Raw genomic sequence first — 14443 nt, 5'->3', positions numbered from 1 at the left:
AAAGCCTTCTGCGGCGCAGGGCTTCGCTGGTTCAGGCCAAAACCAGCCTGACCCAGAGCTGGGCAAATGACGCCAGTTTGAAAGCCGTGTTCGCCACTTTTCTCAAATCGGTTGAGCGCCTGGACCTGCTCGTTCAGAAAAACCTCAAAGATGTCTTGCGAGAAGCCGGTTTGCTTGAAGAAGTGGCACGTTGCCAAGCGATCGAGGGTATCGGTTTTCTGACCGCAACTGCTTTGGTCATGGCATATAACCGAGGCGACTTTAACAGCGGCGACTCTTTCATCGCTTTTTTGGGCATGGACCTAAGAGTGAGCGACTCGGGCCAAAAAAACGGCCGAAGATCTTTAACAAAGCGAGGGTGCTCGGAAGTTCGCCGATTACTGCACAACGCCGCTATGTCGGCGAGCCGATCAATTGCCTGGAAAGCGTTCTACAACAAACACCTGGGCAGCGGAAAAGCGACGACCCAGGTGCTTGTCATGCTCGGCCGTAAACTCGCTCGGATCGCGTTCTCCCTGATGAAAAACCAAAGCGAATATCAACCGAAAGGGGGGATTTTGGCTTGATGACAACCATAGAATCTCCCACAGGAATTGTGTTTACTGCGCCACAGCGCGGCTGTCTGGACGATAGGGATCATCTACAGGTTGCACGTTGGACACCGGGTTCGGGGGTGGACCTCAGCGACGACTGAACTGCAAAGGCGCGGGATCATCCTCCGGCTGAGCAGCGGAGCATGGCTTGCAAGCCCGACTCATAATTTGAAATGCCCGACCATGCCTTTCAATTCCAACCCCAGCGACGCCAGTTCGATGCTGGAAGCCGCGTTTCCCTGCATCGCCAGCGCGGACTGATCAGCGCTGGCGCGGATGCTGGTGACGCTGCGGTTGATCTCTTCCGCCACCGAACTCTGCTCTTCCGCCGCAGCGGCAATCTGTTGGTTCATCTGCTGAATCATCGACACGGCCGCGGCAATGCTGCCCAGCGCGCTCTCGGTCTGCAGCGCATCGCTCACCGCCAGTTTGACCAGCTCGCCGCTGCTGCGGATTTGCACCACCGACGCCTGGGCACCGCTTTGCAGACGGCTGACCAACCGCTCGATTTCTTCCGTGGACTGTTGCGTGCGTTTGGCCAGCGCGCGGACCTCATCGGCCACCACCGCAAAGCCCCTGCCCTGCTCCCCCGCCCGCGCCGCTTCGATGGCGGCGTTCAGTGCCAGCAGATTGGTCTGCTCGGCGACGCTTTTGATCACGCCGAGCACGGTGCCGATGTTCTGGATTTCCGCGCTGAGGTTCTCGATCGAATCGCTGGCGGAGCTGGCCGACGAGGCCAACTGTTCGATCCGCTGCATGCTCTGGCGCACCACGGCCTGGCCCGAATCGACCTTGTCGTCGGCAGTCTGCGCCGCGAGCGCGGCTTCTTCGGCGTTGCGTGCAACGTCGTGGACGGTGGCGGTCATCTGGTTCATCGCCGTCGCCACCTGCTCGGTTTCTTCCTTCTGGCTGCTGACTTCCAGATTGGTCTGCTCGGTCACGGCCGACAGGGAATGGGCGGACGTCGCCAACTGTTCAATGCCCGCCTGCAACCCGCTGACGATAGTGCTCAAGCCGGCGCCCATCTGCTGCATCGCCTGCATCAACTGGCCGATTTCGTCCTTGCGGGTGACATTCACGGTGCGGCTCAGGTCGCCGGCCGCAATCCGCTGGGCGGTGGCGATCACGCTGCGCAGCGGCGCGACGATCAGGCGCGTGATCACCAGCGCCGCGATCAGCCCGACCACCAGCGCCAGCACGGAAGAACCGATGATCATCATCGAGTTGGCCTGCAACTCGCTCTGCATCGACTGGCCTTCGGCGTCATAAGCCTGGTTGACCTGCTGCACGACGATTTTGGCGTTGCTCGCCAGTTGTTGCGTGATCTTCGCTTCCGATTCCAGCAGCCCGGTGTATTCGTTGAGCTTGTCGCTGAAATTGCTGATGTGCCCGCCCACCTCGGTCAGCACCGTGAGGTAACCGGCGTCCTTGATCACGCCCTTGAGCTGCTCGGCCAGTTCCTGCGCCTGAACCGCCTGCTCGATCTTGCCGGTCTTGACCTCCTCGCCCGAGCCCGTCTTACGGCTCTTGTCGAGGCGCACCCGGGCCTCGTCCATGGCTTGCATCATCAGTTTGGACACCTGGCTGACCTGACCGGCCTGCTCGATGAACTCCGCGCCCTGCTGGCCCTGGGAATCTTTCAGCGTGTAGGCGCCATCATCGGCCAGCCCCGCCTGCAATACGTCGAGGTTATTGGCGACGCTGGACACCGACCAGCTGGCCATTTCCAGCGCCAGGTCCTTGCTCTGACTGATGCTGACGAACTCGTCAAACGACGCGCGATAGGCCGCCAGCGCCTGCTGCACCTGGCCCATCACCTGCTCGTTGATCGGCGCGCCCGCCTTGAGCTGCTCCGCCTGGGCATTCAAACCATCGAGCCCGGCGTGAACCTGATCGACCACTTTCGGATCACCGTGCAAGGCGTAATCCTGCTCCAGCAGCCGCACGCGATTCACATCGCTGTTGAGCGCGGTCATCGCCTTCAGACTGTCGAAATGCGCACTGATCGAGCGCAGCGACCAGACCCCGATGGCCGCGACCAGCGCCGTCAACAGCAACACCAGCACGAACCCGATGCCCAGCTTCTTGGCCATCCCCAGATTGGCGAAACGCGTCTTCACGGCCGACATCATCAGTTTCCGCTCCACAGCTTGAGGGCGCACATGGCAAGGCCATCCGCGCGAGGCCAAACAATATCCGTGAAGATTCGCAATGCCCACGGGGCAAAACAAGGTCTTGACGTCAGAATGATGGCAAATAGCTAGAGCGAGGTCGCTTACAGAACGGTGATCGTCGTACTAGCGCGTGGCCGGGGCCACGGTCAGCGTGCCCGCCTCGGTATCCAGCACCGCATGACTGCCCAACGCCACCGCCAGATTGCGGTCGCCGTGTCCGATGGACAGACCACCAAGGACCGGAATGCCCAGATCGCCCAGACGCTCGATCAAAACATCGGGCGGCCGGATCGGGTTATTGCCGTGACCGGGCTCGCTGAACTGACCCAACGCGATACCGCCGAGTCGTTGCAGAATCCCGCAATTGAGCAGGTGAGTGATATTGCGGTCAACCCGATACGCCAACTCGCCAACGTCTTCGAGCAGCAGGATCGCGCCTTCCAGATCCGGCATGAACGGCGTGCCGACGCAGGTGCTCAGCATGCTCAGATTGCCGCCCAGCAAGACGCCCTCCACCGTCCCCGACGTGCGCACGGTGAAGGTGGGTTCTGATGGATCTGCGTGAATGACGGAAGGCTCGGTGCTCATCAATGCCTGCTTGAGCGTGCTGGCGAAGATGCCGCCTTTTTCCAGCTGCGCGGCCACCGGGCCGTGAACCGTGGCGAGACCTGTGTGGGTCCAGAGTGCGGCGTGCAAGGCGGTGATGTCCGAGAAGCCGACTACCAGTTTCGGGTCGCGGAGTACGGCGTCGTAGTCGAGTTGGCCGAGGATGCGCTGAACGCCGTAGCCGCCCCTATTGCAGAGGACTGCGCGGACTTCGGGGTCGGCCAGGGCGTCGTTGAGGTCGGAAATGCGATTGGCGTCGGTGCCTGCCAGGAAGCCGATGTTGTCCAGTGCGTGGGGGTAGACGCGGGGGCGTAATCCCCAGGACGTGAGTTCACGTACCGCTGCTTCCACCCGGGCTTCGGCGACCGGGCCGGCTGGGGACACCAGCGCTACGGCGTCGCCAGCGCGGAGCGGTTGGGGGTGGAGGGTTGGGCGGGAGGCAGGCATTTTTGAGGCTCGGCGGGTGTTTGGTGATGGTGCAATGTAGAGCAGTGGGGGGAGTGAATCTAGTGGGGGGTGCTGGCGTACTGGGTAGGACCGGCAGGTGACGTGGCTGCGAATTGGTGGGTGCCCGCTAGAGAGAATTTTGAAGAATCAACGATCCCGTATCGTTTATCGCGGGTTCGCAGCTTGCGGCTTTAATGGGGGGAGACATACGGGGGAGCGAATACCGGCATGACCGCCGCCGATGAGCAACTCTAAAAATGCGCGTGCTCGACCGACAATTAAGAGTCAATACTGCCTTGATGTTTCGCTGACGTGCGGACCATCGGCGCATCGGGTTTATGTGATTGGGAGCTATTGCCCAAAAGCCGCCATTCACGGAGCGCAAGAATCGGCCGGAAACGGATGATCGACTACGTCCACTAAAAGCAGAAGAAGCCTGTTGGCTTTGCGTGTCCAAGGGGCTACTAACTGACTTGGTGAACGGTGACAAACCGCGCACTGAGGCGTTTAGGGCCTGCTCAACACCATGCACCTACGTTAATTGCTCTCCTATACCGGCGGTGGCGAGGCGACCAATGGTCATTTCAGACTACCGATGAGTGCCGTGTCTTTGATGGTGATTACTCCAACATTCGGAGCTTTTAACCTTGCATCAGGCACCTCCTAAGCCTCCCATGTGTCAACAAACTCACGCGTTTTCGGATTTATGACTGAGCGAGATAGTTTCGGCGCTGAAAACGCTTGTATGTAGTTTGGGCGCCTGATACGTTCCACCTAAGCAGGGAATTATCAGGCGGGAAGCCAATGTTACGCCCCTCTGAAAATGTGACCACGCCAAAACACTTATTTCAGGGGAGAACGGCTACATGGAAGGCTTTCATGACCCTGTTAGGCATCTAAAATATCTTCGTCAATCTTTGTCACAAGATAGTGAATCAATCGGCTTTTTTTTATCTGCTGGATGCCCTCTCTCAGTGAGTATGCCGAACGATGAATGGCCTTTAATCCCTGATGTAGCAAATCTTACTAAATTCATTAACAACCAATTGACGCAAGACGTTCAATATCAAATTCTTTTGGCTGAGTTAATCAAGGCAGAACGTAACCCTGAAAACATAGAAGACACACTAAGCTTCTTAAGAAGCCTGTTAACTGTATCTAAAGGTGGAGACGTCAGAGGCTTAAGTGAGTCAAGCCTTTTAGATCTTGAAAAGAAAATCTGTAAGATTATTGTAAAAAAGATCGACGTAGCGCTTCCAAATCACGAGACCCCATATCACCAGCTATGTAAATGGATACGTTCTATTGACAGAAAAACTCCTGTCGAAATATTCACCACGAATTACGACTTACTTATGGAACAATCACTTGAGGATCTTGAGGTCGAATATTTTGATGGATTCGTGGGTGCCCGGAGATCTTTTTTTGACTTGCGAGCTCTAGAAGACAATCTAATACCTGCTCACTGGTCTAGACTCTGGAAAATTCACGGATCAATTAACTGGTACAAAGAAGAAGTGTCCGGCCTAAAAAAGGTCTATCGGTCTTCGGAGATAAAAGAAGATGCATCTCACCTAATATATCCCTCGCACTTAAAATACGAAGAGAGTCGTAAGATGCCTTATCTTGCACTCATAGACCAACTTAATAGATTTATTCGAAAAAAGTCATCATTACTTATAATGTCAGGCTACTCATTTAATGACGGCCATTTGAACGACACTATAATAAACGCCCTAAAAGCAAACCCTACTGCAATGGTGCTGGCGCTGATGTATGGAAATTTCGAGGATCAGCTTCCTGGAGGGGTAGCGAAAGAAAAGTACCCTGAGGCATATCGATTAGCAAAAAACCAGCACAATTTGAATATTTGGACATTCAACAAAGCCATTATTGGTACTAATCCAGGGCGTTGGTCTCTATTTCCTGAAAATGACGATACTGAACTGGATATCCGAGCATTCATTACATCTGCAAAAATTGAAGAAGGATCAGACAAGACAGAGAACATTATCAGACTAGGTGACTTCGCTGTCTTTACTAGCTTTTTAAAAAGAATAATCGGCTCAGCGTCAGGGGCAAGTTGATGGCCAGCAAAGAAACCTACTTGGGTGATGTCCAAGATGTTAACGGGACGGCAGTAAGCATCTCATTATCCCAGCAGTCACTAACAGGCTTCATATATATTGACGGCCAGGGATATAGGGTCGGGCAGATTGGGAGTTTCGTGAGAATACCTATAGGCTTCTCTGATTTATTCGGAATTGTCAGTCAAGTAGGCGCAAGCGCTGTACCAGAAAATAAGAATAGCATCGACGATCCAGGTAATAGATGGATGAGAATCCAGCTCGTAGGGGAAGGACAACGAAATGGTTCGTTTCAACGAGGTCTATCACAGTACCCCACTATCGGGGATGAGGTTCATTTAGTATCCGAAAAAGAGCTGAAGACAATTTATGGCCGTCCAGATCGACCATATTTTGTAAAGTTAGGTCACATCTCTAACGCAGAATCTATACCGGCCCTGATTGACATCAATAAGCTAGTCACTCGTCACTCCGCCATCGTCGGCACGACAGGATCTGGCAAGTCAACAACGGTAGCGAGCATTATGAATGCGCTGTCCGACACAGAGAAATACCCTTCTTCGCGAATTATCATGCTCGACTTACATGGAGAGTACGGCTCCGCACTTAAAGACAAGGCTGATATATTCAAAATAAATTCATCTAAGTTGTCCAAACTCGCTGAAAGCGAGTTGCGAATTCCATTCTGGGCTTTAAACTTTGATGAATTATGCGAGATCAGCTTTGGGGAGTTCAGCAACGAAAAAGAAAAAAATGTCGTTATGGAGCGAGTCCATAAACTAAAAGCGGTGTCAATTGCAAAATACCCAAAAAATGGGGCATCCCTTGATTCGGTTAGCGTTGACTCGCCTATTCCTTTTAGCATTCACCATCTGTGGTACGACCTTTTCATCGAAACATTCGCGACTTATTACAAGGGCCGTCCAGGAAAGCCGATGGACAATATTGCCTATGAACTTGACCCCGCCGGCAATGAGCTAAAAGGAAACCCCGCCGCTGGCATACCTCCTATATTTAAGAATATCGTTACCGAGGCCAATGAGGAAAAAATTAACTATCTCCCGGGCTCGTTAAACATCGGGAAAAATGTTTTGCTGCTCGGCACAAAACTTAGAATACCTAGATATGATTTTATATTTCGTCCTGGAGAGTGGACGCCGAAAGCAGACGGGGCAGTAGTTTCTGACCTAGACAAATTACTTGAGAGCTGGATTGGCGGGAAATCGATATCTATCCTAGACTTATCTGGCGTACCGCCTGACATATTGCAAACTACTATAGGCGCGGTATTAAGGATACTGTACGAGGCCCTTTTTTGGGCTAGAAACTTATCGCAGGGTGGCAGACACCGCCCTTTATTAATTGTCATGGAGGAAGCGCATATATATCTCAATGACAGTTTCAAAGGTATGGCTTCTAAAATTGTACAGCGAATAGTAAAGGAGGGGCGAAAGTACGGTATCGGCGCAATGATCGTCAGCCAACGTCCGTCTGAAATTGACCCTACAATTCTTTCTCAATGTGGTACTTTTTTTGCGCTTCGATTGACCAACTCGACAGATCGTGCACACATCACCTCTGCACTCTCAGATAACCTAGACGGATTGACTAGCATGTTGCCCATCTTACGGACCGGAGAGGCGATCGTCTTGGGAGAGGCGGTGAAACTTCCTATGAGAACCTCTATTCTAGCTCCGCCCAAAAATCGACGGCCGGATAGTCAGGATCCTATAGTCTACGATGAGCTCCCTATGGACGAATCCCTTTCTCCTGGTGGATGGGGAATAAAAATGGAGGACAATCCCAACTATGAAGAACTGGTAGAGACTTGGCGAGCGCAGAACCCTCGAATTAATAAGATAAAACCTTAGGAGTAATCATGGAACGAATCCCAGTAGCGTCTTCAAACGTGGAATCTGTAGGCTACGACGAAGACAGTGGAACTTTAGAGGTAGAGTTTAAAAATGGTACGCTTTACCAATACTTTGACGTGCCCCAAGGCACTTTCAATGGATTGGTGAACGCCGATTCGGTTGGAGGTTATCTCGCTGAAAATATTAAAGGCGTGTACAGATATTCTCGCGTCTGAATAAGCTTCACATATAGAGTGGGTTTCCGTCTGGCTATGCGAATAAGTTCGCGGACATTCACTCTAGCAATGAGTTTTCACCGCGTCCTAACAAAAATGTCCCCCCTGAATCCTTGAGCTCTCTTCATTACCGCATCCCCCTATATATTAAGATTAGCGCCGCTGCGCCAAACGTGAGCACTATGCGGACGCTGTAAGTAGCCTTTCATCTTGTAGATGGCGATTGACTGCCTCTGGCAGATAGCTGCCGTAGCGAAGCTGCCACGTGGTTTGGGGTATCGCTGATGTGTTGTTCTTTTGTATTTGGCAGCTGCGAATTAGCTGACGGGGCATGGATATCACCGGGCTTGCCTTATTCCTGAAGAGAGCGGGTAATGACACCAAAACTGCGCCGGGCTGTGCTGAGACGTCTCTTTATGAACAGGAAATCGTCATGACCCTGAAACACTACCGTCAAAAACCGCGGTCCCATCAGGAACTGGAATAGCCCGCTCAGCCACACACCCTCTGGAAAACAACCCTTGATAGCAGTGCTGTCGTGCTGCATCCCAATAACCAGAGAGGACTCACCAATGCGCGTGTCTGGCCAGCAACCCCCCGTTTCCTCCGCCTCCATCGAACTTCAGCAACGGTCAAACTCGACTGCTGCCACCGGCCACGCTTCCGTCGGGCAGGGTCATCCCCAATCCGCCGAGGTCAGCGCAGCGGCTCTGAACCAAGCCCAAAGCATGAAGCATTTGCTCACTACCTACGTGAGCAATCAGTTCCAGCCCTACAAAGATCGTCTGGATCCGGAGTCGGGGCACCAGAGAGAAATCGATCGAATCATCGAGAGCCGAGTCAACAAGCTGATGGAGGAGAACATCTCGTTCCAGGAGCTTGGAACGTTGATGGAAAAAGCCGAGAAGATGGACCGCAACGCTTCGATGGTGTCGGGTACAACGGGCGGCGTGCCGTTTGCGGTGGCGTCGTCGCTCCAGGCAGCCATTCCCGTGATCACGGGAATTGGGGCAAACATACAAAACCCGGTGGCAAAAGCGGCAGCACTGGGGACGATTTCACTCGCGGCGGCATCCGCGATGGATCAGGTTGGCGGCGCTTCCATTAAAAAGCTTCGAGAAGACGCGTACTACCTGCATGCGCCCGCGGACAAACTGCATGAGTCGTTGAATGCCGCGCTGGCGACTATCGATACCACCGCGAACCTGGCCATCCAGAACGCCAAGGAGGCGCAGACGTTCACGATCCGGAACGGGATCAGGACGGTGGTTGGCCCGGTGGTGGCGGCGATCAATCCGAAGGCCGAGCCCATTGTGGACACAGCCATTGCCATTGCGGGTGGACTCGCTGCCGGGACCGGCACCGGGTACCTCGCCAACAGTCGGCGCACCGAGCAAGGCACCAGTGGCCCCGCGCTGCTGTTGGGACGAAGAGATGCCGAAGCCAAAGAGGACCTGAGTCAGGAAACCGAATGGATCGACGCGTTGAAGGCATTGCGGGACGCGAAAACCGTCCGTACGCCTCTCGCTAATGGAGTGGGACGTCTGGCGGACGCCGGCCGCACCCTGATAACCGATCCGCTCGGGGCGGTATCGAGAACCGCCAAAGCCACGTTCACACCTTCCGGCGCCGCCAATGTCAGCACGCTGACCGCTGGCTTCACCGCACTGGAAGCCGGTAAAGGCGCTGCGGTCAACGCCTTGAGCAAGCAGCACCCGGCCCTGAGCTCATTCGCAAAACATGCCGTCAATACAGTCGGCGGCTCGGTCGTGTTCGGCAGTAACGCTGCCGGTGTGGCGGTCGGGGACAAGCTGGTTGACGACTTTAAGTCACGACGCAAGACAACGGCGGAACCCACGACAGGCGCTACCGAGACCGCTCAATCCGTGCATGAAGACCTGGCCGACGCTCCCGAGACTCTTGGCGAAGAGCCAGGCCGTGTCAGCAGACCGTCCAGTCAACGGTCCCAACGCGCGGGGTCAGATTCAGGCTCTCTTCCTCGAACCAGCCTGACCGGCAACCGGATCACGAATGCCGAGAACTCGGCACCCGCCTCTACCAAGTCTCGAGTGGGCAGTGCTCGGGCAAGCCTCAAGGGCGAACAAGCGCAACCCACGATCAGCGGCGGCCCCTCCAGCGAGGCAGTGCGCCCTGGGTCGGCATCTTCGGCGGCACCTGCCCCGCTCCAGGTTCAAACCCCGGTGCCGGTGGACGATTCCTCGGATGACGACGCCAGCTATCACACTGCGACGTCGGGTTCTTCAGATAACGGATCGGTCTACCACACTCCGCCGCAAACGCCGGCTTAAGCGAGTAGGAGGATAAGGTATGAAGCCGGTGGCCGCGGTCTTCGTGTTTAAGGTTATGCACGCGGGACATAGCGGGTAGCCCCAACTGCCGCAGCGTGAGGTTCCAACGCTGCGACAATCCCAACCGTTGTCTGAGTTAGCTGTTGCTCAAGCACATGAAGTGGGTGGCATGAAATGGGGAGGAGCAGCAACTAGGCTAATGAAAAGAAAATTTGTCCCCTTTTTTCACGAGTAGTTCTCCTGCCGTTTCTGCACCAGGGCTAAAGCAAAACATCCACGAACGCTTCTCCATCATTCGGATACTGCGCATCGTAAGGAGGCCAGCTAGCGGGACTTCTCTGCCAATTACCCGGCCAGCCTGCAGAATAATTGAAAATAATTTTCGGGGTGTCATAGAGCGCAACCAGTCGAGCAATTAGAGCATGATCCGGGTGGTTGTGTTTTTTTCCACTGGTACTGATCAAAAATCTTCCACACTCGAGTAGATCTAAGAGAGCCTTGTTCGTATTTCCTTTGCTGCCATGGTGCGAGACCTTCAGTAAATCAATTGGCAGTCCGCGCTCAAATTGCATTTTGAACCCTTCCTCGACGACATCACTGTCTGCATCTGCGCCGAGAAGCACTCGCTTATTCTCGAATGTGAGAAGCAACGCAATACTACTTTTGTTCGGTACCGACCTATCAGACACGAACGCACTCGCCCCATATTCGGCATACTTTTTCGGTGGCCAGGTCTCCGAGCGCCCCATGAGGTCATCAGGGGCATATTCTAACTCGGGCGGTGGTGATCTAGGATCGCGCCAATCCTCCGCGAGAGCGGCCATCCCCTCTTCATCTGGTGACAAGACTCTTACCTCGAGCCCTCCCGGCAGAGTGATCGGCTGTTTTGACTGGATGATACGCCCTCCCCCCTCGCCGTTTTCACCCTTCCGAAAACTAGTGTTCCATGAAAGCCCGCGAGCACGAATCAGCCTAGACAATGCATCTCCCTCGCTCGAGCCCAGAATGTCCGAAGGTTTTAGATGGTGATATCCGTTAAACCATATCTCCTGAATATCAAGCCAATCAGGCAGCTGGTTTAGCAGCTTAACCACCCCTTGAATGTGATCGAGGTCATAATGAGTAATAACCAGCACTTCAAGCTTCAGTCGCTCGTTTCCACGAACATCGTTAAGTACGCACAGCAAGGTTTCTGATGATTCAGAAGGACCACCGTCCACCAGCAGATGGCGTGGCCGCTTATCATCGCCATAACTGATCAGTAATGAATCACCGTGCTCAACTTGAATAGCTCTAATACGAAACATAACAGATTTCCTTTGTGTGTTTTCCAAGCACAATGTCAGCGTCTCCGAACGCAACCACAGCCAAGCCTAAAGCCAAACCATCGGCTAGTAACTCACGGCGTATCGTGCTGATGATTTCCCCAACTGTGGTCGACTCCCGAGCTATCGCAGCCTTTTTCAAGCGCACGGCCAGTTCATTACCGACACGATTGGCGTGACGACCAAGCACGTTAGTCATTGCCGCGACGACCACCCGAGCACCATTTCTCTGAAAAATGGCGGGCAGACTTCCACCAGGAATATCTGCAAGACCTGAAGTGCAACCTATAGCGATAACCACAGATGCTCCCCCTACATGCTGAGTACCAATAGAGCCTAGGTTGAGACCACAGTCGTCGCCAACGTAGACCACTTCGCCATCTAGGTGGACCAACAGCAACAGTAACGATGGGGAATCCTCTTGGAGTCGGAGTTTCCAATCCTTCCAATCGGAAATATTTTTCACATCAAGTGACGTTTCTATGTTTGCGATGCGGACGACAGGATGGGGTAGAACATCTGTATCCGCGAACTTGTCAGCCCTGTTGCTGGCAGCAAACGCAACCTTCGACAAGTCACCTATTCGGTGACGCTTAGGCCTATCTCCTTCTACGAGCTCCCAAAGCGCCGCCCCCTTTCCAGGCGTCCAAGAATGCCGTTCAATAACTCCAGAAACGCCTAAAAAACCCATTGGACAAAGCTGCTCCCCAGCTCTTCGGATGCTGCAATTTTTGATCTCACGCCCCTTGTGCAAACACCCTGCTCGCTCATCACAAAGACTCGCCCGAGGTGATTCTGGTAACTGTCCATCGTACAGATATTCAATCGGAAAAAAGGCATCACTTTGTGTCACAAGCTGCACGCGTCCTTGGCTTCCAGGCCAATTGGGGACAACTGATTGCAATTCTTTCTGAAGTAGTGAGCCTCGGTTGGCCAGTTTCATCATTAAACTTTCTAACGGCGCTTTGGGGTTGGCGACCGCTTGCTCTAGCGCCTGAAGTAGGCTGCCACGTGCTAGCTCAATCTGGTGGTCCGAAAGGGGCGAAAAGATGGCCAAGCCATCATCGGTAATAAAAGTCACACTTGGACGGTTCCCTAGACTTTCATTCACCAATAGAGCGACGCCAAAGTTCTTTTTCTCACGGTGTACCGGTGTGACGATGTTTTCGATGAAAAAGTTGATTGTCTGACCTGAAGCGGTCTGTAGGCGAGCCGTTTGAAGAATCTGCGCACCATCGCTTACTAGGAAGCGCAGATCGACCGCCGTATGGCCAGCCTCTCGTCTGAAAGAAGCAATGGTCGAGTCACCCGTTCTCGACAGACTCATCGATTGAGTGACTGGCTGACGCCCCAGTTCAAACATGTGAATTTGGAGGGTCTTGCTCTCACCACGCCACTCGACTCGTTCATCTGGGAATGACGGGCGAGTGTATCCATCTCGCAATGGCGTCTTTACGCAAATATTTATATCTATATCAACGAGCCCGATCTTGGGCCACTGCTTAATTTTAATGCCATCCTGCAGCGTCGTTGCGTCTAATACTCTTTCAATTGGTGGATGTGGCGCATTGATAATTTCGCTCAAATTTTCCCTAGGGTCGATATCTGCGAACCGATAAGCAATGCTTCTGTCTCGAATACCTTGATACTCGTAATCGCCACTGTCTCGAAGTTGGACAGCTGGCTCACGATAAAAAACGTCTCGACTCAAAAAGTAAGACTGTGTGGACGCGAGAACTGTTGCGCGTAAACCCGACTTGGACTCTGCATACCCGATTGCATCCGCGAAATCCATACCGAGTTCTGTAGACGAGTAGAAGAGAAGTCGTAGCCATTCCGCGACACCGTTTTCGTTTGACTCTACGTGTATGGCACATTGAGCGCTTAGATCACTTCGCAGACGACTGACTCGGGCCAATGCGGTATCGAAACTTTGTCCATACAGAATGACCAAGCGTGCCCTGGTATACAGAAGTGAATCAACAGAATCCGAGACCGCAATATCGGCGATTCTGGAGTCGTTACTCCACTCGGCGTAGCGCTGCAGATCAAGAATAACCCCATTTGGCTGTAAACGTGGGCTAGTTACTAGGGCCAAGCCTCCCTCGACCCTTGGTACAAAAGGAAAGCGTGGTCTGAGATCTCTTTCCCATTCTGGAAACACTCGACCTGCCCCGACCAAGACTGATAGTTCATGAAGGATTGAGCCCATTGTCTGCTCACTATCCGGCCAACCCCAAACAGATCTCACTATCTTGATCTTCGGTGGGCGTTCCCCAAAAAGCTCACTAAAAGCTAGACCAAGTCGTAATGCTCGGCCAGGGTCTAGCCACTGATCTGCGTCTATTACACTGGAATCCCCACCCCACTTTGCAGGCATGTGGCGTGGCACGGCTCGACTGAGCGCCGTCAATGTATGCGATGGCTCATGCCACCAGGTCCAGTCACCCCGCTCTAGCAGGATGCCGAGCGCCGCTCGTATTGAAGGAGCCAGTAAAGCGTCCTCTTCACCCAGCCAGTGGGCGTCTCTTTGATTGTCTTCCATTTCTTATCATTACCGACTGTACGTCATACTATTGAGATGCTGCGCATCTGAAAGCCGCCAGACAACGAGCGATCTATCAGCTGTTCCTTGGGTCAGGGTGTAGGTAACTGTATTAGGTGACCAAAGCCTTTCGAAAAATCAAGCGTCCCCCCTTCGCGAGATTCACGTCTTTCAACAGCGGCTGCAGCGTATCCGTCCGGCCAAGTCATCTACCCAGCCCCGCAAAGCCAGGACATGGTGTGCACTTAAATTTAAGTGGGCACCAGTT

Annotated in this window: 9 protein-coding genes and 1 pseudogene; 5 read left to right on the top strand and 5 right to left on the bottom strand. The window is 53.5% G+C overall.

The features are described from left to right. Positions 1–566 (top strand): transposase (locus IFT47_RS27100; protein ID WP_192176553.1); only part of this gene is annotated, 566 nt, incomplete at its 5' end. Between the two features lie 188 nt (positions 567–754). Here IFT47_RS27100 and IFT47_RS28460 read toward each other — a convergent pair. The 3 genes and pseudogenes from IFT47_RS28460 to IFT47_RS27090 form a co-directional block, all read right to left on the bottom strand. After that, a complete protein-coding gene (locus tag IFT47_RS28460) occupies positions 755–1459 on the bottom strand; it encodes a methyl-accepting chemotaxis protein (RefSeq protein ID WP_407073273.1) in 705 nt (234 codons plus the stop codon). A gap of 204 nt (positions 1460–1663) precedes the next feature. Further along, positions 1664–1810, bottom strand: a pseudogene (locus IFT47_RS28455) (HAMP domain-containing protein); the annotation flags it as partial. A gap of 1080 nt (positions 1811–2890) precedes the next feature. Further along, complete coding sequence (locus tag IFT47_RS27090) at positions 2891–3820, bottom strand: S66 peptidase family protein (RefSeq protein ID WP_192175145.1); 930 nt, start codon at positions 3818–3820, stop codon at positions 2891–2893. An 866-nt stretch (positions 3821–4686) separates the two neighbouring features. On the opposite strand from IFT47_RS27090, the gene IFT47_RS27085 reads away from it, so the two are divergent. The 4 genes from IFT47_RS27085 (at position 4687) to IFT47_RS27070 (ending at position 10305) form a co-directional block, all read left to right on the top strand. Continuing rightward, positions 4687–5907, top strand: coding sequence for an SIR2 family protein (locus IFT47_RS27085; RefSeq protein ID WP_192175144.1), 1221 nt, complete (start codon positions 4687–4689; stop codon positions 5905–5907). Beyond that, a complete protein-coding gene (locus tag IFT47_RS27080) occupies positions 5907–7778 on the top strand; it encodes an ATP-binding protein (RefSeq protein WP_192175143.1) in 1872 nt (623 codons plus the stop codon). The genes IFT47_RS27085 and IFT47_RS27080 overlap by 1 nt, the downstream gene beginning before the upstream one ends. Before the next feature lie 8 nt (positions 7779–7786). Next, positions 7787–7996: a KTSC domain-containing protein gene (locus tag IFT47_RS27075; protein WP_192175142.1), complete on the top strand. Its 210-nt coding sequence runs from the start codon at positions 7787–7789 to the stop codon at positions 7994–7996. Between the two features lie 572 nt (positions 7997–8568). Beyond that, positions 8569–10305, top strand: coding sequence for a hypothetical protein (locus IFT47_RS27070; protein WP_192175141.1), 1737 nt, complete (start codon positions 8569–8571; stop codon positions 10303–10305). Positions 10306–10565: 260 nt separating this feature from the next. Here the strand turns inward: IFT47_RS27070 and IFT47_RS27065 are convergent, their stop codons facing one another. Then, complete coding sequence (locus IFT47_RS27065) at positions 10566–11612, bottom strand: ComEC/Rec2 family competence protein (protein ID WP_192175140.1); 1047 nt, start codon at positions 11610–11612, stop codon at positions 10566–10568. Further along, positions 11599–13425 carry a hypothetical protein gene (locus IFT47_RS27060; RefSeq protein ID WP_192175139.1) on the bottom strand — a complete coding sequence of 609 codons (1827 nt, stop codon included), beginning with the start codon at positions 13423–13425 and terminating at the stop codon, positions 11599–11601. Before IFT47_RS27060 ends, IFT47_RS27065 begins: the two co-directional genes overlap by 14 nt. Positions 13426–14443: the final 1018 nt, after the last annotated feature.

The sequence above is a fragment of the Pseudomonas sp. CFBP 13711 genome, from assembly GCF_014842265.1.
In the GTDB taxonomy this organism is placed as follows: domain Bacteria; phylum Pseudomonadota; class Gammaproteobacteria; order Pseudomonadales; family Pseudomonadaceae; genus Aquipseudomonas.
Note: the sequence above shows the minus strand (reverse complement) of the source record. Positions and strands in the feature narration are given on the sequence as shown.